A 23,118-nucleotide genomic window follows, 5' to 3' on the forward strand; every position below is an offset into this window, starting at 1 on the left:
ATCCTAACTTAGTCATAACGGAATCTGACGGGCGATCCAGGGGTTGATTGCAATTTTTTAAGATTTCCTGAGTATTCAGTAGCCGTCCAGTGACAGCTTGAGAAATCCTGAGTCCGGGTCGCAAGTGGCTTAAGGTTACCGTATTAATTTAATATTAAAACAGGTTTACACAATAGGGGAGTCGAAAGATTGGAGCAGATGCAGTGGGCAAATGCCTTATCTACCCGTCCATCTCTGGAGGCTGCGATCGCTGAAGTTGTCGAAACCGTCCATCGACAAATACCCGAACCCGCCTCTATTGGGCTAGTTTTTATCTCGTCTGCCTTTACCAGCGAATTTTCCCGCTTAATGCCCTTGCTGCAAGAAAAGCTCAACACTCCGGTGTTGATCGGCTGTGGGGGAGGAGGCATCATTGGGATGGTCTCTGGAGAGAGTCCCGAAGAATTTGAAGATCAAGCGGCCTTAAGTTTAACTCTAGCCCGATTACCGGGGGTGGAGGTGACCGCTTTTTATATTGATACAGAAGAATTACCCGACCTAGATGGCCCTCCGGATCAGTGGGTGGAGTTGGTGGGAGTCTCTCCAGAAAACCATCCTCATTTGATTCTCTTGGGCGATCCCATGTCTCCGGGTTTGAATGATTTGCTTCAGGGTTTAGATTTTGCCTATCCCCATAGTCTGAAGGTGGGTGGATTAGCCAGTTCGAGTCCAGTCAATCATGGCAGTAGTTTATTTTATAATTACGAACTCTATAGCGAGGGGGTCGTGGGGTTGGCCCTAAGTGGCAATATTGCCGTAGAAACGATTGTGGCTCAAGGTTGCCGTCCCATTGGTTCGATCTATCAAATTACTAAGGCTGAACGCAATATTGTTTTAGAGCTACAAGAACAAGAGGCGAGTGGATTTGGGGGCGGTAAAACGGGCGTTCCCTTGGAAATTTTGCGGGAAACAGTGGGTCGGTTAAGTGAAGAAGACCGGGAGTTGGCGCAAGATTCTCTGTTTGTGGGAGTGGCAAGTGATAGTTTTAAGTGTGAGTTGGAGGCGGAAGATTTTTTAATTCGCAATTTGTTGGGGATCGATCCCAGAATCGGGGCTTTGGCGATCGCCGAACGGGTGAGAATTGGTCAACGGATTCAATTTCATTTGCGAGATGCTTTGGCTTCGGAAGAAGAGTTACGAAATTTACTGGTTCGATACCGACAACAATGGGATCGACAAACTGGGGACAAGCGGTTTTCTCCATCAACTCGTCCTTCTAGAGCGGGGGCTTTGATGTTTACTTGTTTGGGTAGGGGAGAACAACTCTACGATCGGCCGAATGTGGATTCGGGTTTATTTCAGAGATACTTCCAGTCGATTCCCCTGAGTGGTTTTTTCTGTCAAGGTGAAATTGGCCCGGTAGGAGGAAATACGTTTTTACATGGATATACTTCAGTGTTTGCAATTTTCTATCAACCGGAGGTTTAGAAGGTGTATTCGCTAGATTCATCGGGTTGTTCGAGGCGATCGCGACCCTGCTCTTTGGCTCGGTATAGTCCTCGATCGGCGGCTTGAATCAGTTGGGTCGCCGAACACTTATCCTCTGGAAAAGCGCAAGCAATGCCTAAACTGAGGGTAATCCGATCGCTGACTTGGGATTGGTCATGGGGAATGTTCAGTTGCTGGATTTGGGTGCGAATATTGCGGGCAACGGCGATTGCCCCTGCCGCATCCGTTTGCGGTAGAACCACAGCAAATTCTTCTCCCCCATAGCGAGCGACTAAATCTTGAGGACGACGGACAGCCCTTTGAATGCCTTGGGCAATCTCTTGTAAACAGCGATCGCCCTGAAGATGACCGTAGCGATCGTTATAGAACTTAAAATAATCCACATCTGCCAGAATCAAGGATAAGGGAGTTTCGGCCCGTTTCATTTGTCGGACTTCCCTCTCTAACACCTCATCAAAGTAGTGGCGGTTGGCTAACTGGGTGAGGCGATCGATCCCGGCTAACCGTTGCAATTGTTGATTAGCATCCGTGAGTTGTTGAAATTTTTGGGTTTGTTCCCACCAACGTTTTACCCGTTGAACCAAAAGGGTTCCATGAATGGGTGTGGGAATAATATCAACAATACCCAGGTTAAAAGCCTGGTTGACCCAATCATAATCCTCTAAGGAATGGATCATAAAAATTCCCACAGTCCCCGGTTCCCTTTGGGCATACCACAGACTCTGCAACTGTTGACAACAGGTGAGGCTATCACCATCGGCGAGAGAACCCTCTAACAAAATGATATCTGGCTCCGTTTCTTCTGCCTGGCTTAACCCGGTTGTTGCGCCATCCGCTTGAGTGACAACATAGCCTTGATCGCTCATCAGGGTACTCATGCGATCGCCCAATTCCGGATTGCTGGCGATCGTCAATACCCTAGGAGGACTGGGGGAATGGGGGTTTCCCCGTCCCCCAGAAATTAATTCAAAGGGGCCACCGGGTGCAGGGAATTTGATCGCAGATGAAGGATGGGGATAGATAGAAAATAGCATTTGAGAATTGTTGGAACTCTATAGTTCTACTATCGGAGATGGGGAGAAATTTCTCAGTGATAGAGCTGTGGCAAGGGGGTGATAGTTCCTCAGTCTTTTGAGTGACTGAAGCAAACCCTAGCGAGTGAGTTGGATCACTTGCCAAGAATGCCAAGATAGAAGGAGGGAGAGTTTATGTTAGGGAGGAGCCAGGGGTGAATGAGGTGCTGCTAGTTGAAGAGGTGGAGCGTTTGAAGCAGCAGATCTGCCAATTAGAGGCAGAAAATGAAGCTTTACGCAAACGCTATGGAGGAGTTGGGGAGAACTCTGGGTTAGAAGAGGAGGTGGAGTATCGGGTTCGGGAACGCACGGCGCAGTTAGAGGAACAAATTCGCGAGCGCCGTTTGCTTGAGGAGCAGTTAGGCCAAGCTGAGACGCAGATGCGCTCAATTTTTCAGGCGATGCAGGATATCGTTTTAGTTTTAGATAGCAATCTTCAGGAGATTGAAGTTATTCCCACCCATCCAATGATTTTTGCCCATCCTCAATGGGATGTTGTCAGTCAGACTTTGGAGTTGTTTTGGGATGGGGAGCAGGCGGAGATTTTTCGCACTGAGATTGGGAGATCGCTGGATCGACAACATCCCGTCACCTTTGAGTATAGTTTGCGGCAAGGCAATCGGGACTTATGGTTTACCAGTCATATTTCCCCCATTTCCAAGACTTCAGTGGTTTGGGTCGCACGGGAAATTACCGATCGCAAGGAGGCAGAACTGCGGCTTCAGAATATTCGGGAACAGTTGGAGATGATTGTGGAGCAGCGCACCGCAGCCCTGCAACGGTTGAATGGGGAATTAGAGCAGAGGGTGGAGGAGCGAACCGCCCAGTTGCAGGAGGCTAATGAGCAGTTGCGTCAGGAAATTGGCGATCGCCATCAAACCCAGGAGGAATTGAGACGCTCTAAGCAGTTATTGCAATTGGTGATGGATAATATTCCCCAGTTTATTGTCTGGAAAGACTTAAATTCTGTTTATTTGGGTTGTAATCGCAATTTTGCCCAGTTAGCGGGGCTATCGACTCCCAAAGAGATTGTCGGTAAAACCGATTATGATTTATTTTGGACGACTCAAGAAGCCCATTGGTATCGACAGGGCGATCGCCGCGTCATGAGTCGCAATAAACCCGAATATCATCGAGTGGAGACCAAGTTTCAACCCGATGGCAGCCGTTTATGGATTGATACCAATACCATTCCCCTTCATGATGCCCAAGATCAAGTCGTGGGGATTTTAAGAACCTATGAAAATGTCACCGAACGCAAGCAGATTGAAGAGCAATTACGGTTAACTCAGTTTACTCTCAATCGTTTAGGCGATATTGTCTTGCTCATTTCGGCTGAAGCACAGTTATTTTATGTTAATGAGGCTGCCTGTCGCACTTTGGGATATGAGCGATCGGAGTTATTAAATCTGAACTTTTATCAGATTGATACCTTCTATTGCGACCAGACTTGGAGCGCCCACTGGCATGAATTGCGTCAGCTAAAATCTCTCACCTTTGAATCCGTTCTTTGGAAAAAGGATGGTACAGCTATTCCAGTAGAAGTGCGGATGAATTATTTGGAATTTAATGGTAAAGAATATAATTGTGGTATTTTTCGCGATATTTCTGAACGAAAAAAAGCAGAGGAAGCACTGCGAGAAAGTGAAGAGCGATTTAGAGCAATTTTTGAGCAAGTGGCGGTAGGAATGGCGATCGTAACCTTAAATGGACATTTTTTCCGAGTTAATCAGAAGTTTTGTGATATTCTTGGATATAATCGCCCGGAAATGCTATCGAGAACCTTTGAAACGATTACTGCACCAGAAGATTCACCTAAATTAATGGAAGCCATCGATAATATTTTGACTCAGGGTCATGCAAGTGAAACCTTAGAAAGCCAATATATTTGCAAAGATAATACCATGGTTTGGGGTCACGTAACCATCTCTTTAGTCCGCAAAACTTCTGGCGAAAATCATTATTATATTTGGGTATTTGAAGAAATTAGCGATCGCAAAAAAGCCGAAGAAAAACTCAAAGCTTCTCTGAAAGAGAAAGAAGTCTTACTCAAGGAAATTCATCATCGGGTCAAAAATAACTTAATGGTGGTCTCTAATTTATTGGAATTGCAATCTGAATATCTAGAAAATCCTAGCCTGATTAAAATTTTATCAGATAGCCAGAATCGCATTTATTCAATGCTATTGCTCCACGAAAAGCTGTATAAAAATACTAACCTCGATCGAATTAAATTTGATGAATACCTGGAATCTTTAGTAGAAGGCTTGCTCGATTCTTATCAAGGAAGAGATCAACAGATTGATGTGGTTTTAGACTTGAAATCGATCGATCTTAATATCGAAACAGCTAATCCTTGTGGATTAATTGTTAATGAATTAGTCTCTAATGCCTTAAAACATGCCTTTCCTAATAAACCAGAAAATTATCGAGGATTGATTTGTTTACGGCTAGATAAAGATCCGGATCGAGTCATCACGATTGAAGTTCAAGATAACGGTATTGGATTGCCCTCTAATTTTGATATTTACCAAGTAGATACCATGGGATTAGAACTCGTCTGTACTTTAGCAGAGCAATTGAAAACTAAGCCAGAAATTATTCCTGGAATAGGGACTCATATTCGATTGAAATTTTCAGAACTTAAATATCCTCGGAGGTGGTAACTATGGGTGAGATTCGGATTTTAATTGTAGAAGATGAATTACTGATTGCTAAAGGACTAGCAAGGAAGTTAAAAAAATTGGGTTATCAGGTGATGGATATTGTTGCTTCTGGCGAAGAGGCAATCCAATATAGCAAAACTCATAAGCCCGATCTGATTTTAATGGATATTGTTCTAGAAGGAGAGATAGATGGCATAGAAGCGGCTCAAAAAATCAATCAATCTCAGTCGATTCCGATTATCTATTTAACTGCCTATGCCGACGATGCTACCCTAGTGAGAGCAGAAGATAGTAATTATTATGGTTATTTGCTCAAACCCTATAAAGAGCGAGAATTGTATGCCACTATGAAAATGGCATTAAAGAAATGGGAAGACGATCAAATTCTCCGTCAATCTTTAGCCATTGCCAATGCTAAAAATGAAGAAAAATCTCGCTATTTATCCCTGACATCTCATGACTTGAGAAATCCCTTGACCACGATTCAGGTTTCAGCAGAGATGCTCAAGGATTATGGGGATAAACTCTCAGAAGAAAAGAAACAAAAGCATTTAGATTGGATTAAATCTTCTGTGAAAAATATCAATACTTTGTTGGAAGATATTCTGACTTTAAATCAAGCTGATGCAGGAAAATTGAACTTTGAACCACAATCAGTGAATTTAGTGGAGTTGAGTGGATCAATTGTTCATGATTTTGAGTTAATTGCCACAGAAAAACATCAGATAATTTTGCAAACTTCTGAACCAGAAATCATAGTGGACTGCGATGTTAAATTGCTCTATCATATCCTGGGAAATTTGCTCTCTAATGCGATTAAATACTCACCAGATGGAGGAGCAATTACCCTCAGTATCTCCCTTAGCGCTACGGATGTGATTTTGGTGATTGAAGATGAAGGGATTGGATTTCCAGCAGAGTATCAACCGAAACTCTTTACCCAATTTGAACGAGCTGGTAATGTTGGCTCAATTAAAGGTACAGGGTTAGGACTTTCGATTGTGAAATATGCTGTAGAGTGCCATGGGGGAACCATTAGTCTGTCATCGGAAGAAGGAATAGGGACAAAGGCGATCGTAACTCTCCCCTGTCTTCCCCCAGTCCCTGTACACTAGATAGCCGCCAACTGTTAAGATAATTTTAGACAAAGTTTGTAGGGATCAAACTATGCGGACTGTAGATGAAATTTTTAATGAAGCGCTGACTTTATCGAATGCCGATCGCTCGCTGTTGCTCAAGAAGTTGCGGGAAAGTCTAGAGGGTGATGAAGATAACATGAACATTGATGAAACCATTCAAGACCTCTGGATTGAGGAAGCCAAAAAACGCAGGGATGAAATCCGAAGCAGTTCAGTCAAACCGATTCCAGGAGAGGAAGCACTGGCTCAAGTCCGGCAACTTTTAGAGCGATGAAATACGTTTTTCATCCAGAGGCCCTAACTGAATATGCACAAGCTGTTGAGTTTTATGCTGAACGCAACAGAGAACTCGCACAGGAATTTATTAATTCTGTTGAGAGTGCAATTTTTCAAGTGATTGAATTTCCCACACGCTGGCCTGTAATTGAGGGAGATATTCGTCGGTACCGAACTCGAAAATTTCCCTACGCAATTTTGTACGCGATCGAGGAAGATTATATTTGGATTGTAGCGGTTGTGCATGGTCATCGAGAACCAGGATATTGGCAAAAACGTATGGAATAAATCGCGATCGCTCCAAAACGCTTTACTCGAAAGGCGATCGCTAAACTCTCCCCTGTCTTCCCCCAGTCCCTGTACACTAGATCGAGCTATCTGATTATTGATCTGCTGCCATGAAACTGGTCTGTACCCAAAGTGACCTTAACACCAATCTCTCTCTTGTGAGTCGGGCCATTCCGTCCCGTCCCTCCCAACCGATTCTCAGTAATGTCCGGTTTATTGCCGATCGCCAAAATCAAGAAGTGAGCCTCATTGCCTTTGACCTGAGTCTGGGTATTCAAGCGCGTTTTGCCGCCACTGTCGAAGAAGACGGAGACCTCGCTCTTCCTGCCAAACTGCTCAATGACATGATTGCTCGACTCCCTCCAGGAGACCTCACCCTAGAAGCGGACTCCGAGGATGGAGAAACCCTTGACCCCAATGTAACCATTACCAGCTCCTGTGGACGCTATCAAATCCGGGGACTTGACCCAGACGACTACCCAGCCTTACCCATCATCGATACGGGTGAAAGCCTCACCCTTCCCTCCGCAGCCATTCTAGAAGGATTGCGCGGCTGTTTATTCGCCACTAGCTTAGATGAAACAAAACAAGTCTTAACGGGAGTTCACTTAACGGTTAAAGAAGATAGCGTAGAATTTGCAGCTACCGATGGCCATCGTTTAGCCGTTGTCACCACCAGCACGGAAAAAGAGGAAGAAGACTCTACTCCCTCCATGCAAGCCGATTATCCCTTTGAAGTGACGGTTCCCGGCCGCGCTTTGCGGGAAATTGAACGAATGATTGGTTCACACAAAGAAGGTATCAGCATAGATTTGACGGTAGACGAGGGCCAAGTGGTCTTTCAACTGCCCTCCTGTCGCCTCAACTGTCGCACTCTAGAGGGCCAATATCCTGCCTATGAACAACTGATTCCCCAGGTTTTTGAACGGCAAATTGATCTCGATCGCCGTCAACTGTTAAGCTCAGTTGAACGAATTGCGATTCTGGCCGATCAGAAGAATAATGTGGTGATGTTTAGCCTGAGTGGTGAGACTCAAGAGGTGATTCTTTCTGTGGAAGCAACGGATGTGGGTTCGGCAACGGAGTCTATTCCTGCGACTATTTCTGGGGAAGATCTGCGAATTGCTTTTAATGTGAAGTATTTGGTCGATGCGCTCAAGGCTATTCCGTCTCAAGAGCTGAAAATTCAGGTTAATAGTGCGGATAAACCGGTGATTTTATCGCCTCTTGGTGGCGTGCAAATGACTTGTTTATTGATGCCGGTTCAAATTCGGAGTTAGGAGGTTAGGGTGCGTGATTAGCACACCCTCCTGCTGCGATCGCACTTATTTATTGATGGGGTTTGTTTGTGGGGACGGTGCGTTGCGGCTAGGTTAATATTTGTCGTGAAAACCGATGATTTATCGATGCCGCAACACACCCTACCGAGGGCGATACCATCATAGGTAGGGTGTGTTATGCGGCCAGAAAATGCGACTGGTTACAAATCAATTATATTTCCGCATAACGCACCGTCTGAATTATTGATTAAATTCACATATTTATTGATGGTTTTTTTTGGTGGGGGTGGTGCGTTGCGGCGAAGTCAATATTTTTCGTGAAAACCGATGATTTATCGATGCCGCAACACACCCTACCGGGGGTGACACCATCCACAGAATGCTCGGAAAACTCGGTACAGGTTGTGTCTTTCTAACCTTGATAGCAGCAATTCTTATCATTACAATCTAAAGTTAAATGATTGAAAAAGATCGTAATGTCTATCGAACTGCTCAAAGGTTTGGCGATTTTAACTCTCTGTCCATTGCTTGGTGGCACGCCCCTGATTCAATGGTTTACCCTGGCCTTAACGGGCAAAAACTTAGCCCAATTGGGAACGGGTAATATTTCCGTTTCCGCGGCCTTCTATCATGGGGGTAAAGTGGCCGGTATCAGTGCCGTAGTATCGGAAGCGGGAAAAGGAATGGGTGCAGTTCTCTTGGCGCGATCGCTCTTTCCCCAGACTCCGGTTTGGGAAATTATTGCCTTGATTGCCCTGGTTTTGGGACGCTACTTTATCAGTCAAGGCGCAGGAACCACCAATGCTACCTGGGGATTAGTGGTGCATAATTGGCAAATTTCCGCCCTGGTGGGTCTAATCGCCCTGGTGGGTCTCACCGTTGTCCGGGAGCGGAAATCCCGTCAATATGGCATCTTAATCCTGTTTCCTTTGCTTCAGATACTCATGTACCCTAGTGCCAAAGGATTGGCGATCGCCACATTTTGCCTGAATGCCACCCTCGCCCTCATCTACCAACAGATCCCTGACGACCTTGAACTGTCGGAACCCTCGACCCCAGACCCCAATATGCCCCCATTGTTTTCCAAAAATCCTGGCATTCTCTCCCTAGATCAACCCCTCAAATCTCAAGAGGTTGGGGCAAAAGCGGCTAATCTGGCCTACCTGAAAAAATTGGGTTATGCTGTGCCTCCCGGTTGGATTTTACTCCCTGGAGATGACCCCCAAGCCCTGATTAGTCTCTTGAACCCTTCGGCTGAAAATCCCCTGATTGTGCGCTCCTCCGCCTTTGGAGAAGATACCCTACAGTCCTCTGGTGCGGGTCAATATACCAGTATTCTCCATGTCACTACTGCCCAAAGCCTACAGCAAGCGATTCTCAGTTGTATGCGATCGGCTGATAATCCCCAGGCGATCGCCTATCGGGCCAAAAGACAACTTGCCGATACCCAAGTCGCCGTTTTAATTCAAAAACAAATTGCTGGAGTTTTTTCGGGTGTCGCCTTTAGCCGCGATCCTATTGCCCGCAGTGGGGATAATGCGATTATTGAAGCCCTTCCTGGAGATGCCACCCGCGTTGTATCGGGCCAAGTGACTCCAGAATCCTATCAGGTCTTAGTGGTAGAAACGGAGGGAGAACCCACTACCCAAATCTTAAGCGGTGAAGGCGATCTTCCCCCCTCCTTAATTCATCATGTGGCGCAAATTGCTCGTCAAATTGAAACCGACTATCATGGGATTCCTCAAGATATTGAATGGACTTATGACGGGCAACACTTGTGGATTTTACAAACTCGCCCAATTACTACCCTAATTCCCATTTGGACTCGAAAAATTGCGGCGGAAGTGATTCCGGGATTTATTCATCCCCTTACTTGGTCGATTAATCAACCCCTTACTTGTGGGGTATGGCGGGATATTTTTGCCATTGTTTTAGGCACGAAAATTGCTAATTTAGACTTGAATCAATTGGCTACGCTTCATCATTCTGTCGCCTATTTTAATGCTTCTTTGTTGGGGGAAATTTTTCGGAAAATGGGACTGCCTCCAGAAAGTTTGGAGTTTCTGACTAGGGGGGCTAAGTTTACTCGACCGCCTTTATCCTCGACGTTCAAGCAGATTCCTGGATTATGGCGACTGCTCCAACGGGAATGGGGTTTAGAAGAGGATTTTGAGCGCGATTATCGTCAGTGGTTTAGTCCTACTTTAGAGCAGTTAAAAAGCCAAAGTCCGCAAACGCCTCTGGAGTGTTTAGACCGGGTAAATTTAATTTTAGAAACTCTGAATCGAGCGACTTATTACAGTATTTTGGCTCCGTTGAGTTTTGCGTTGAGGCAAGCGGTGTTTCGGGTTTCAGAAGAGGATTTAGATTATCAGCAAATGCCGGAAGTTGCTGCTCTGCAAGCACTGCAAGAGTTGGCTACTTGTGCCCACCATTTACTGCCCCATTTGGATACAGAAACCCCGGAAACTTTGTTTGGTCGGTTGTCTGAATTTCCGGATGGTCAGATGATTATTGACCAACTCTACCAATTTATGGAGGATTATGGTTATCTGAGTCAGGTGGCGACGGATATTTCGGTTCCTCGATGGCGAGATAATCCGAGGATGGTGAGGGATATGTTTTTACAGCAGTTGCATCAGGTTGAGGGCGATCGCCCCAAAACGCTACCGAAACGCCTAAAAGTTCAAATTGTGCAAGTGCGTTTAAATCTCAAAGGTCGGGTGACTCAAGTCTATAGCCAATTGTTGGCCCAGTTGCGTTGGAGTTTCTTAGCCCTAGAAAAGTTTTGGCTCGAATCGGGGGTTTTACAGAATCGAGGGGATATCTTTTTTCTTACTTTTTCAGAGGTGGAAGGGCTGTTATCAGACTCTATATCTGCCCAGAGTATCGGAGATATTCTGACCGCTCGTAAAGTGGAGTTTGCGGAAGATAAAGAGGTGAAGTCTATTCCCTATGTGGTCTATGGCAATCAACCCCCGAAAAGACTTTCTAATCAGGGGTCTAGACTGCAACAAGGGCAAAAGTTATCGGGGATCGGCGCAAGTCCGGGACAAACGGAAGGTCGGGTAAAAATTATGCGTCAGTTGCAAAATGGAATGGATGTAAATGCGGATACTATTTTAGTGGTTCCTTATACAGATTCGGGTTGGTCTTTGGTGTTATCGAAGGCTGGGGGATTGATTTCGGAGGTGGGGGGAAAGCTATCCCATGGGGCGATTGTGGCGCGAGAGTACGGAATTCCAGCAGTGATGGATATTCCGAATATTATGGAACGCTTGCATGATGGGCAATGGGTGCGGATTGATGGGGCAACGGGAATGGTGGAAGTGATGGATGATTGATTTATGAGGATTGGGCTAATAGGGGAGCAGCAGCGAGGAGGGTTTGGGTGTAGGGATGTTGGGGATGGGTAAAGATTTGGTGGGTGGTGTTGAGTTCGACGATTTTGCCTTGATTCATGACGGCGATGCGATCGCATAAAAATCGCGCTACCCAGAGGTCATGGGTGATGAAGAGATAGGTTAACTCAAACTCCTGTTTTAGGTCTAGCATCAGTTGTAATACTTGGGCTTGTACGCTGGCATCAAGCATACTGACGGGTTCATCGCAAATGATGAGTTTGGGATGGGTAATGAGAGCGCGGGCGATCGCCACCCGTTGCTGTTGTCCCCCAGAGAGTTCCCCCGGATATCGAGAATAGTAGGTTTCCGTAGGGGTTAAGCCTACTCGTTCTAGCATCTCTAAGACCCTTAATTTGGCTGTCTTGGGGGTTTCTAGACCATGAATGAGGAGGGGATCGGCGATGCTCTCCCCGACGGTCATGAGGGGATTTAGGCAGGCATGGGGGTCTTGGAAGACCATCTGCATTTGTTGGCGCAGTTGGCGCAATGCTCTACGGTTGATGGAGGTAATGCCATTACCGAGGAATTCGACTTTGCCAGAAGTGGGTTGAATGAGTTGTAAAATGGTGCGCGATAGGGTACTTTTGCCACAGCCGGATTCTCCGACGAGTCCTAAAATTTCTCCGGGATAGAGTTCAAAGGTTACCCCATCCACGGCTTTAATTGCGGTTGAGGTTCGGCTAAAGAGTTGTTGGATTAAATTACTTTCTAGGCTGTAATGTTTGTTGAGATCGGTGACTTGAAGTAAGGGCTGTTTTTCGGGGAGTGTAGGTGTTGCTTTGGTTTCGATCGCGTGAATATGTAGAGCTGCTTCGAGCAAGGATTGGGTATATTCCTGTTGGGGATGGAAGAGAACTTGCTGGCTTTGATTGCGCTCGATGAGTTGCCCTTGATACATGACGGCAATTTCTGAGCAATATTCACCCACTAAGGCTAAGTCATGGGAGATGAGCAATAAGCCCATTTCCCGCTCGGCACATAAGCGGGTTAATTCCTGTAAAATTTGGGCGGAGACGGTGACATCTAAGCTGGTGGTGGGTTCATCGGCGATAATGAGCTTTGGATTTAATAATAGCGCTAGGGCGATCGCTACCCGTTGACGCATTCCTCCGCTAAACTCGTGGGGATACTGAGACCATCGGGAGGGGGGAATGCTGACGGACTCTAAAACGGCGATCGCCTGCTCTTTTGCTTCGCGATAGGATATGGACTGGTGAGACTGTAGGGTTTCCACACAATGATCGCCAATCGTCATCAGAGGATCGAGACGAGTCATCGGATCTTGGAAAATGAGGGCTACTTCTTCACCCCGAAACCGTTGTAGTTCTTCTGGGGTTAACTCTAGGACGGATTTTCCCTGTACCCGAATATCTCCCTGTATCTGGGACTGGGAGGGCAACAGACGCATAATGGCCCGTCCCAGGGTCGATTTCCCACAGCCAGACTCCCCTACTAAACCGAGGCGATCGCCTGCTCTGAGGGTCAAGGAGACCTCTCTAGCGGCCCATTCTGAATTGGGAGTGTAGGCGATCGATAACTGGTCAAGCTGCAACAGAGGTGGAGTCATGGGAAAGGACATATAGGGAAATTGAATATCCTTGACTTTATACCATTTGTGATTTTACAGCAGGGCGACCCAAAGATCGATCTCGTCGTTTCTAGCCCTTGCGCGGTTGGCAGAAATTGCAGCAACAATCCCTGTAATACCAGAATTAAATGTTATAATTACAAAGAAAAGATATGACATAAATTTTATGCTTTATCGTCAAAGAATCCTCCTAACCATGATACAAAAAACAGGGGGCAATATTTCTTCATTACAACTGATGAAATGGTCATTTTTGCTGCATCAAGAAACTCCATCTGGTGGTGGTTCAACATTTTATGGCTTTATCCCTTATCGATACGGCCCTTATTCATTTACCCTCAATCGTGAAGTTGATGTCTTAGTCCGCAATGGTTTTTTAAATCAACAAGATTCCGATCGCTGGCAACTGACCTCCGTAGGAAAACAGCAAAAAGTCCACTTGCCTAAGCAAATTCATGAAGATATTTCTACCGTCATCAAGGAATATGAAAAGTTATCCATATCTGAGCTAATAGATACAGTTTACAATCGTTATCCTTGGTTTACAGTCAACAGTTCTCTAGAGATCGAGTCCAAACCCAAACGACCGATTGCACCCCTGGCAATTTATACGGCAGGATATGAAAAGAAAACCGTTGATGATTTTCTCAATCTCCTGATGCAATCGGGAATTCGGAGGCTGATTGATGTTCGCTATAATCCGATTGCACGCCGTTATGGTTTTCATAAAAGTACATTGAAAAAGTTGTGCCATTCTGTTGATATTGACTATCAACATCTTCCCGGATTAGGAATTCCTGGAGCGGCTCGCAAAAACTTAAGTTCAACAAATCATTATCAATCCCTCTTTCAAGACTATCATGCCAGTCTATGTAATTGTACAGATGACATTGAGACAGTCATATCTCTCTTAACCTCTGAACCTAGTGTTTTAGTTTGTATGGAAGCCAATCCAGAATGTTGCCATCGCAACGTTCTAGCTCAGTATCTAGCAGGTATAATTAACTTACCCATTGAGCATCTTCGGTATTCCTAAATGAGCGATCGCCCCATAAAAACCAAAGTTTTGATTACAGTCATGACCTATCCTCATCCATCACGCAGCTATCAAGAATTAATTTGTACTGCTGGCATTACAGAGAATTATGAATGGGTGAGGCTCTATCCTATTGATTATCGGTATAGAGGTAGAAATCAACAATTTCGCAAATACCAGTGGATAGAAGTCGATCTTTTAGCTCATGGTGATAGAAACGATCGCCGTAAAGAAAGCCGAAAGCCTATTTTAGAGACTCTACGGATACTGGGAGAGCCTCTGTCAACCCAGAAGGGTTGGCAAGAGCGACGGGACATAATCGATCAAATGCCAATCTACACCATAAAACAACTGAAAGAATTACATGAATCCGATCGGACTTCTTTAGGAATTGTCCGTCCAAGCCAAGTTCTTGATTTAAAGATTGAACCGGATGAATCTGAATGGAAACCTGAATGGCAACAACTATTTAATCAACTGAAACTATTTGGCCCAGCTCAAAAGCCTTTGCGTAAAATACCCTATAAATTTAGCTATGTATTTAAATGTGAAGATAGCGATAAACCCCATAAGGCAAGTATTACCGATTGGGAGTTAGGTGTTCTTTGGCTCAAGGAAGTGGAGCGATTAGGGGATGAGGAACAAGCTGCTTTAAGTGTGCGGAAGAAGTTTTTGAATGAAATTTGTAGCTACCAGAAAGATACACTGTTTTTTATGGGAACAGTGTTTCCTTATAATACTTGGATTGTCTTGGGTGTCTTTTGGCCTCCCAAAGCAATTAAGAAACAACCTGAATTTATTCAAGGGAGTTTGTTTTAGGAGTAAGATGTTCTCTCTCCCTATGGGGAAGAGAGCAGCCATTGATAACTTAATTTTAATTTTAAAAATCCTCTATTACATGCCGCATCGGATCATGCGAGCAAAGAAATAGGTGGCCATTTTTCCACCATAGGGCGATCGCCACCATCCGGAAGGATGAGACCCCGCAGGTGCATCTAGACTAAAATCGAGTTGGTCTAACGGTAAAAAATTACCCTCCTTAAACCAACCGATCTTAGCTGCTGTTTTCTCTAAAATCTTCATATCCACCTTAGAAATATCATCATTACCGCCCTCTTCGACATACAGTTTTTTTTGCAGGCTAAAGCCGAATTTACCGTCACTATACTTGAGCCAGAGGCGATCGATCACCCGAATGATGCTACAGGGACACATCAGCACATCATCGGGGGTAAGTTTATCATGACGGGTGTGCCCCATCGCTTCTAGCATCAGGGCCGTGGTTTCTTGGTCTGCATCCTTCCATTGACCCGCGCTTAGACAATCCCGCAACTTACCATAGCGTTCTACATCGGTGACAACATTGAGTAAATTTTCAACTTGTTCCTCTAATTGACTTACTTTCTCAGGGAGGGAGGTTAACGCGCTCAACTGAGTCATTTGAGCCTCTAATTGAGCCACACGGGTTTCTAATTCAGGGGTTTGGGGTTGATTCGAGGGTTCGTTAGACATGGGGTTTAGACCGAGACCGGGTTTTCCTTCTGTTTATTGTGACAAATTCTGGGGAGATGGGGGAGATGGGGGAGTGGGGGGATGGGGGGATGGGGAGATGGGGAAGCTTTCTAATTATCAATTGTCTATTCCCAGCACTTTATAAAGATTTATTACAATTTTGGGGGTTTTGCATAAAAATCACCTGATTTTTCTGAGATCTAGGTCGGAATTTTCAAGATATTTACTTTACAAAAACTTCATTAAAATCACGCATAACTTCATCAAATCTTGATGTTCGCACATAAAAAAGAATGATAGGTTTAAGTGTATTCACTTTCCTCTCGTTCTCAGTGTATTATGAGCTGGTTGAAGAATTTATTTCATCCCTGGTTTTCTGCGTGTTCTCCCTCAGAGCAACATAAAACCTTTATTTTGGAACCCATTCTTACCCCTTCTGGTATTGTTGATGGTTTAGAAGATACATCGGATCTAGATCTAGATGCGGATAGTACAGTTGCAGATACGATGGAATCCGAGCTACCTGAAGCATTAATTGATGACGTATCTGAACATGCACTAGATGAAGTCAGTGATTTACCGGAAATATCCGATGAAGATTTCGAGGAAATTCCGTTTATTTACGCAGAAAATGTAGATGATGTCTTAAAAGTTGCTGATCTACAGGAGAGTCATACTCAAGAAGAGGCGACTTTGAGCAGTGACGATGTAGAGATGGATGGGATAGCAGAAGCGTTGAGTTCTTCACCCCAATTTGATTCCGGTTACTTCGTGGTAGGAGAAACGGGAGAAGTGGGGGTTGATTATCTGTTTGATGGGGGAGGGTATAAGGGAGAACTGGGCATTTTTAGTTTAGGGGGAATGGAAGAGTATGACCCCGATACAGAAGAGTTTATCGCAGAGGCGGCGCGGCGATCGCACTCTAACTCAGAATTAGGTCATATTATCATCAGCGATCGCAGCGAAGGGGCACGGTTTAGCGGAGAACTGGGAGAAACCAACCAAAATTCTGGGGAATATCTAGGCGTAAAAACCTTCAATATGAACTCTGGGGATAGGTTCGGGATGATGCTGGTTCCCAAGGGAAGAGTAGAACAAGTGGTGAATAATCCCGGAATTGGCGGTGCTGCGCGTCCTCTATTTTCCCTCGCTACTGCTAATCCAGAAGATGGGTTTCATTGGGGACAAATTGTAGATGTCACCGGAGAAGGCAATACATTTGTCTTTGAAGATTTGCGCGTCGATGGCAAGTCCGATGGGGATTATAATGACCTGATTTTTCAAGTCAGGAATGCCACGGGAAAAGCGCGGCTTCTGGATGAGGTAATTGATAGTGAACAAGATTGGCGCAACTCAGATTTAGGGCAAACATTAATTGAGTATACGAAGCCTTATTTGGTGGTGGAAGAGTCGGGAGAGATTGAGTTAGAACCCATTACTCTTGAGCCTAAGCCAATTGAGGATAAACCTTGGGAAGACCAGGTTTTAGAAGACTTGCAGGACGATAATCCGGTGATTCGGGTTCAGTTGCAGGAGTCGGAAAGCGAGGGATTAACGGACAAGCAAAAAGAGGTTTTAGCGCAAGTCAAAGACCAGGGAGCAATTACCATTATTTCCACAGGAGACGAGACCGATACTGTTACACCAGTGATTACCGAAATCAGAGAAAGTTTTGATAATGTTTTGGTTGTGGGACAGGGAGAACGACAGAATTTAGATGTCCCGTTATCTAAAGGCGTAGTTTCGGGAGCTAATTCTAACTTTGCCGAGTATTTAGATGTGGTGGTTGTGGGAGAAAATGGGACAGTTGCCAATCAGAATGCAGCGCAAGTGGTTGCCGAAGTTTGGCAAGCGAATCCCAGTTTAAGCTATCAGCAAGTGATTGAAACGGTGAAGGTAACGGCGACGGATTTGCAAGAGTCGGGAGAGTTGATTAATCCTGAAGCAGCGATTCATTTAGCTCGGTCTACTGTACCCCAGAACGTTGCGTTTTTGAGACTGCCAGAAAATCAAGCACCGGAAAATCTAGTGATTGCTGGGGATAGGTTTTATAACGCGGAGGAAAGTATCCATGTTTTTGGTCAAGTCACGGATGGGGATACTGCGCCAGATTTAGCCAAAGTCGTGTTTTCCGTGAAACAGGAGGAGGAAGAGTGGCGAGTTTGGGATGAAATCAGCGCGTTTGATGTGGATGCAGACGCGCCGAATACGGGTCATTTTAATCATAATTTAGCCGGATTATCTCCTGGTCGTTATCAGCTCAAAGTGGAAGCATTCGACCATCAGGGTGCAGTGAGCAATACGGAGATACAGTCGTTTACGGTGTTATCGGAAGAGAGCGAGTTAACGGATAGGGGGAGATGGGCGATCGCCGAAGCGGTAAACTTAGACAATTACGACCCAGAATACCTGAATAATACCCGCCAATGGGTCGTCAGTCTGCCCCCAGACATCGATAGTGAAGCCTTAGCGCAGCAGTTGGGAGTCACCCATGTAGGGGAAACCGGAAGCACCACCAACAGTTATATTTGGGAATTTCCCCTGGGAACCAGTCCCCAAGACGTGGCTGCACAGTTAGCCGAAGTGGAGGGAGTCGAATATGCGTATCCCCTGGTGGAAGTTCCCCTAGAGTTTTATCCCTCCCATCAAGAGGTAATTTGGCAAAGTTTGCGCGAGACAATGGAACCAACTCCAGTCAGTGAGAGGCAAATTCATTGGAGAGAGGCGGTATATGATATCCGGCAATTACTCAGTCGTAATGAAAACGCTGTACAAGAATCCATTGCTAAATTCTTTGTGCGTACCCTATCCGGTGAGTATGGAGAGCAACCCGCGCAAGCCTTACAGCAACAACTGGAGCAAGTCTTTCCTCAACCTCAAGTCGCGTTAGAGTTTTATAGCCCAGGAAGTAATCCTTCTGTTAATCTCACCTCAACCTTTCTAGAACTCTTCTCATTTTATGAACGGCCAGAAGGGTCTGACCCTGTAGAGTATGCTGATGATAATTTCAATAACGAAGAAATCCAGTTACTCAACAGTTATCAGTGGCACTTACGCAGTGGCGAAAATCCCGATGCAGATGCCAATATCACCGAAGTTTATGAGCAATATGATTTACAAGGTCGAGACGTGGTGATTGGCGTGATTGATAATGGTTTTGAAGTTGCCGATACAGACCAGGGACGTAATTTAGCCACTCATTCTGATTTGGCAGCCAATTATCGCGCCGATTTGAGTTATGACTTTGATGAAGGAGATGATATTCCTTCGCGAGTGGTTAGCTCTGAAGCGGTTTATCAAGGACAAAACCATACCTTGGGTTATTTCGGGGGGAATAGTAATTTTATATTTCGTAATCCCCATAGCGGCTTGATTCAAAATGCAACCCTAAATCTAGATATTGATTATGAATCCGTGGAAGATTTAGAGATTTATCTCTATTGGAATGAGGAGAGTGAAACTTCTCCATTCCCCGTCACGAAGAAAGTACAAGTTAAAAATGCCGGTGAAGCTGTAACTCCAGTTGATTTAACCTCTCATTTGCGAGGTCAACCGGCATCAAAGGGATGGCGCTTAGAGATTAAAGACACCAATTATGTGCAAGGAAAAACAGGAACATTGAACCATTGGTCATTGGATTTAGACACGGTAAATGCTCATGGAACCGCAGTCGTTGGCGTTTCTAGTGCAGATGGCAATAATGATTTGGGTGTGAATGGTGTGGCTGGAAGTTCGAGTTGGGCAGGATTGCGAGTCGGTGGAAATGGAACCCACGATATTGAAATGACTCGCGCTTTATCCTCTGATTGGAATCAGATTGATATCTACAATAATAGCTGGGGCTTGGGCTTTTTCAATAATCCATTTGCTTTTGCACCAGTAGCTTTAGAAGTCGGCGCTCAAGACGGACGGGATGGTTTCGGAAATATTTATGTTTTTGCCGGTGGTAATGCCAGTAAAGCTGGAGGAAACGTTAATTATAATGCCTTTGCTAATTCTCGCCATACCATTGCCGTAGCAGCGATTGACCATGAAGGAAAACAATCGGTTTATAGCGAATCAGGTGCGGCATTATTGGTGTCTGCTTATTCGGACAATGGGACGAAAGACAATTATGTGGGAATTACCACCACAGGCCCCTATGCAGATGATGGAGATGATACGAATGATTATCTGCGAGGAACGTTTGGAGGAACTTCTTCTGCTACTCCTTTAGTCTCCGGTGTCGTGGCATTAATGTTGGAAGCCAATCCAAATTTAACGGCACGAGACGTGCAGCATATTTTAGTGGAAACAGCGCAGAAAAATGACCCCGATGATGAAGATTGGGTGCTCAATGGTGCGGGACGTTGGGTGAATCATAAATATGGGTTTGGTGCGGTGGATGCATTAGCCGCAGTGGAAATGGCGAAAGATTGGACAACGGTTGCTGATGAGGTACATATTTTCAAAGGTAAAACCGTCGATAAACGGATTGAAGATAATCCCAATTCTGAATTGACTTCTACTCTAACCTTTGATGCGAGTAATTCAATTAATTTAGAATGGGTGGAAGTTGAGTTTGATGCTGACCATGAGTACAAGGGAGACTTAGAAATCATTCTTGAACATACTTATATTGATGTTGATGATTTTGGAGAACAAAAAGTGACCCAATCTGTATTGTCAGAACAGCATTTTAATGGACAATATCTAGGAGATGATAATTCTTATAAGTGGCGATTTACATCAGCTCGACATTGGGGTGAGCCTTCTACAGGAGAATGGAGATTAAAGGTTAGAGATAAAAATGCAGGAAATGATTCCGATCTGAATGAATGGGACAGTTGGAAGTTAAATCTTTACGGTCAACCCCCTATTTACAGAATTGGAGAAGAGTTTTGGTTTGAAATCGATACGCCTCCTAGTAGCCGGGTTTTACATTTATCAGTAGAAGCATTAAGCAATAGTGAATTTGCTATCAATTGGAATCACTTGAGCCGATTTAGCCAAGATGAAAATGGTGATGGAATTTATAGCCAACGGTATGACCGAAATGGCGTATTTATTGACCGAGAGTTTCAAGCAGATGTTTATAATCAACAGGGCCCAGTACCATTTATAATGGGATTAAAGGATGACAAAAAAATTTTTACATTGGATTATAATAATTATAATAATTCAAATGAAATTATTGTTGCACTTTGGGATCGTTACAATAATAGTGTTGGCGAAAGATTAAATATTCCTTACAATCCAAGCCAATTTGATGTTAGAGGTGATGTGGTAGGAGCAGCATTAAATGATAAAGACTTTGTTGTGAGCTGGTCTACATCTAGTCCAGATAATAATACTCATAGAATTTATGCTCAACGTTTTCGCACTAGCGGCTAATTAAAGTTTTTCACAATCAACCTTAAGGAGATTTACTATGCCTTCAACTTGGTCAATTCAAGAAAACACTTACAACGAAACGCTCGGCTTTGACTTTTTCACTCTCTCTAGTGGCTATGTCGAAGTCCAAAGTCCCAGCACTCAAGAATCGGTTTCTCTACCGTTCCTCTGGTATTTTTCTAGCTGGTCATTTTACTACAATCCTTGGTTTAATTTCTGGGATCAATACCCAAACTCATCGCTGTGGTTGGATGACTTGCAACTGTTCCGATTTGAGCCAACCACTAACTCTAATGGCAATTTCTATTATCTGGTTTTGCCAGAAACCGAGCCAGGCATTTTTGAGAATATCAGCGATGAAATCACGTCTGAAAATTCATTTTATCCCAATAAAATTGAGGAAGTATTCAAGTCTATCTTGACGGAACCCGCACAAGACTTCGAGCTAACCACCCTCTCATGGGAAAATCAGTTAGACGTTTGCGATGTGACCAACTGCTACCCGCAACCGGTTCCCGAAGCGTCCTCGGTTATGGGTGTTTTAGCCATTGGCTTGACGGTGGTGGGTGTAGCCATTAAACGGACATTTTTCCCGAATTGAGAAGATTTTGCCCTCTCCCTTTCATGTCCCCCTTCTCTCTTCGGCTTCGTTCTCTTCAGCTTCGCTCAGGGCAAGCAGGGCAGCGCCTACGGGAGAAGGGGTTAGGGAGATGAGAGGACAACCATTGGCGACTCAATATCCTCTAAACTGACGGTAATCAAGTTTTGATTAGCTTTAATATTTGCGATCGCCCTCAACAGCCTCTGTTTGTTGGCTTCCGACTGCAAAAGATACTCAGTGTCATCAGCCGGTATTTCCGAGACCACAATCTCAATCTCTTTCTCCCCAAACTCAGTCTTAATCTTGTCTAGGAACTCAGGATTAATTTCACTGGCTTTTAATCGATAAACCGTTGACATAGTTACCCTGTGATGATGTTATGTTAGATACTTGTATGAGAAGCGACAGGCGATCGCCTCCCAAAGTCAGCAGGCGATCGCCTTAGCGATAAGGCTACACATCGTTGGGGCGATCGTCAAATCGCTCCAACAACTCCTCACGGGAACACTGCAAACACAAAGGCATAAACTCATTGGGAGATAACACCAACAAAGCGTCAATAATACCCAAAAGCGCCTCATCCAACTCACCAAACCGAGTCCTAAGCAAGGCTTCAATCATTAACCGTCGTTCCTGTTGAACCCCCTGTTGAACCCCCTGTTGAAGTCCCTGTCTAATCCCTTCTTGAATGGTATCTTCTCGCCATTTTATATACGCTGGTGATAACTCCATAATTAACTCCCTATCTTCTTGGTCTAGTTCTATTTTAGTGGCTACATTAATTCGCCATATCCCCACTAGCTCTAAAATATTTCGCCGTTGAGGATCTTCTCTGGGTAATTCCAGCACTTCCTGAATTGCCCTTTTCTGAGTTCCCCCTTTTCCCAACATCCTTAACCATAGGGTTTCTGGGATTTCTGGCAATTGGTTGATCGCAATGATTCCCGTTTGGTTAATCTGTGCGAGTCGATACACTCCTGTATAGTTGTACTCTCCATCGGCTTCAGCACCCAATTCTTTTAACAGTCTCTTAGATGCTGTTGGCGTTAAAATCCATAATCGAGGTAATGGCTGCTCCTCAAGTAGGCGATCTTCCCGTTTGGCTTGACGTTGCAGCTCTGCATGGACATGGAAAAGCTTGAGAATACAATTGCGAATCTCTGCGTTACTCGGACAATTGCGATAAGGTTCTAACAAGCAAGGGGTAGCTGCCAATTGAGCCAGCAAACCCAAGGTAGGCGCGTTGCTTGGGGGTTCTGGAGAGGGATCGAAAATGAGATCGATTTGCAAGGTTTCCCCTGGAATTTCCCGGCTAATTTCCACAGTTCCTAGGGGTTCGAGTAGTTCTTTCAGGTATTGCTTGGCAAATTGATCGTGGGGTTGGCGCGTCACAG

At 44.8% G+C, this 23,118-nt stretch carries 16 protein-coding genes; 11 read left to right on the forward strand and 5 right to left on the reverse strand.

The genetic code is table 11. The features are described from left to right. The first annotated feature begins 198 nt into the window (after positions 1 to 198). The gene (locus PMG71_RS09230; RefSeq protein WP_283753378.1) at positions 199 to 1,467 is read left to right on the forward strand and encodes an FIST signal transduction protein; all 1,269 of its coding nucleotides are present in this window, start codon (positions 199 to 201) and stop codon (positions 1,465 to 1,467) included. Here the strand turns inward: PMG71_RS09230 and PMG71_RS09235 are convergent. Next, the gene (locus PMG71_RS09235) at positions 1,464 to 2,522 is read right to left on the reverse strand and encodes a GGDEF domain-containing response regulator (protein ID WP_283753379.1); all 1,059 of its coding nucleotides are present in this window, start codon (positions 2,520 to 2,522) and stop codon (positions 1,464 to 1,466) included. The two genes, PMG71_RS09230 and PMG71_RS09235, sit on opposite strands and share 4 nt — an antisense overlap. A gap of 194 nt (positions 2,523 to 2,716) precedes the next feature. Between PMG71_RS09235 and PMG71_RS09240 the strand changes: the two genes are divergently transcribed. The 6 genes from PMG71_RS09240 (at position 2,717) to PMG71_RS09265 (ending at position 11,554) form a co-directional block, all read left to right on the forward strand. Next, positions 2,717 to 5,227 (forward strand): PAS domain S-box protein, encoded by a 2,511-nt coding sequence (locus PMG71_RS09240; protein WP_283753380.1) that lies wholly within the window; start codon positions 2,717 to 2,719, stop codon positions 5,225 to 5,227. Between the two features lie 2 nt (positions 5,228 to 5,229). Then, the gene (locus PMG71_RS09245; RefSeq protein WP_283753381.1) at positions 5,230 to 6,342 is read left to right on the forward strand and encodes a hybrid sensor histidine kinase/response regulator; all 1,113 of its coding nucleotides are present in this window, start codon (positions 5,230 to 5,232) and stop codon (positions 6,340 to 6,342) included. A 52-nt stretch (positions 6,343 to 6,394) separates the two neighbouring features. Further along, positions 6,395 to 6,640, forward strand: a complete 246-nt coding sequence (locus PMG71_RS09250) for an addiction module protein (protein ID WP_283753382.1) — start codon at positions 6,395 to 6,397, stop codon at positions 6,638 to 6,640. Next, positions 6,637 to 6,930 carry a type II toxin-antitoxin system RelE/ParE family toxin gene (locus PMG71_RS09255; RefSeq protein ID WP_283753383.1) on the forward strand — a complete coding sequence of 98 codons (294 nt, stop codon included), beginning with the start codon at positions 6,637 to 6,639 and terminating at the stop codon, positions 6,928 to 6,930. The genes PMG71_RS09250 and PMG71_RS09255 overlap by 4 nt, the downstream gene beginning before the upstream one ends. 110 nt (positions 6,931 to 7,040) lie before the next feature. After that, on the forward strand, positions 7,041 to 8,210 hold the full coding sequence (dnaN, locus tag PMG71_RS09260) for a DNA polymerase III subunit beta (protein WP_283753384.1): 1,170 nt from the start codon (positions 7,041 to 7,043) through the stop codon (positions 8,208 to 8,210). A gap of 476 nt (positions 8,211 to 8,686) precedes the next feature. Beyond that, entirely contained in the window at positions 8,687 to 11,554 is a 2,868-nt protein-coding gene (locus PMG71_RS09265) for a glycerol-3-phosphate acyltransferase (protein ID WP_283753385.1), read from the forward strand. A 1-nt stretch (position 11,555) separates the two neighbouring features. On the opposite strand, the gene PMG71_RS09270 is transcribed toward PMG71_RS09265, so the two are convergent. Then, on the reverse strand, positions 11,556 to 13,181 hold the full coding sequence (locus PMG71_RS09270) for an ABC transporter ATP-binding protein (RefSeq protein ID WP_347179237.1): 1,626 nt from the start codon (positions 13,179 to 13,181) through the stop codon (positions 11,556 to 11,558). Positions 13,182 to 13,398: 217 nt separating this feature from the next. Here PMG71_RS09270 and PMG71_RS09275 point away from each other — a divergent pair, with 217 nt between their 5' ends. Beyond that, positions 13,399 to 14,238, forward strand: a complete 840-nt coding sequence (locus PMG71_RS09275; protein WP_283753387.1) for a DUF488 domain-containing protein — start codon at positions 13,399 to 13,401, stop codon at positions 14,236 to 14,238. Further along, on the forward strand, positions 14,239 to 15,057 hold the full coding sequence (locus tag PMG71_RS09280) for a hypothetical protein (protein WP_488199578.1): 819 nt from the start codon (positions 14,239 to 14,241) through the stop codon (positions 15,055 to 15,057). It abuts the gene before it with no gap. Between the two features lie 75 nt (positions 15,058 to 15,132). Here the strand turns inward: PMG71_RS09280 and PMG71_RS09285 are convergent, their stop codons facing one another. After that, on the reverse strand, positions 15,133 to 15,750 hold the full coding sequence (locus tag PMG71_RS09285; protein WP_283753389.1) for a GUN4 domain-containing protein: 618 nt from the start codon (positions 15,748 to 15,750) through the stop codon (positions 15,133 to 15,135). 339 nt (positions 15,751 to 16,089) lie between these two features. On the opposite strand from PMG71_RS09285, the gene PMG71_RS09290 reads away from it, so the two are divergent. Together PMG71_RS09290 and PMG71_RS09295 are read left to right on the forward strand one after the other, a co-directional pair. Then, positions 16,090 to 21,123 (forward strand): S8 family serine peptidase, encoded by a 5,034-nt coding sequence (locus tag PMG71_RS09290; protein WP_283753390.1) that lies wholly within the window; start codon positions 16,090 to 16,092, stop codon positions 21,121 to 21,123. Between the two features lie 37 nt (positions 21,124 to 21,160). Next, positions 21,161 to 21,724: a hypothetical protein gene (locus tag PMG71_RS09295; protein ID WP_283753391.1), complete on the forward strand. Its 564-nt coding sequence runs from the start codon at positions 21,161 to 21,163 to the stop codon at positions 21,722 to 21,724. A gap of 101 nt (positions 21,725 to 21,825) precedes the next feature. Here the strand turns inward: PMG71_RS09295 and PMG71_RS09300 are convergent, their stop codons facing one another. Then, positions 21,826 to 22,083, reverse strand: coding sequence for a hypothetical protein (locus PMG71_RS09300; RefSeq protein ID WP_283753392.1), 258 nt, complete (start codon positions 22,081 to 22,083; stop codon positions 21,826 to 21,828). A gap of 94 nt (positions 22,084 to 22,177) precedes the next feature. Beyond that, on the reverse strand, positions 22,178 to 23,116 hold the full coding sequence (locus tag PMG71_RS09305) for a hypothetical protein (RefSeq protein ID WP_283753393.1): 939 nt from the start codon (positions 23,114 to 23,116) through the stop codon (positions 22,178 to 22,180). Positions 23,117 to 23,118 lie beyond the last annotated feature (2 nt).

Source organism: Roseofilum acuticapitatum BLCC-M154 (assembly GCF_030068475.1).
GTDB classification, from domain to species: domain Bacteria; phylum Cyanobacteriota; class Cyanobacteriia; order Cyanobacteriales; family Desertifilaceae; genus Roseofilum; species Roseofilum acuticapitatum.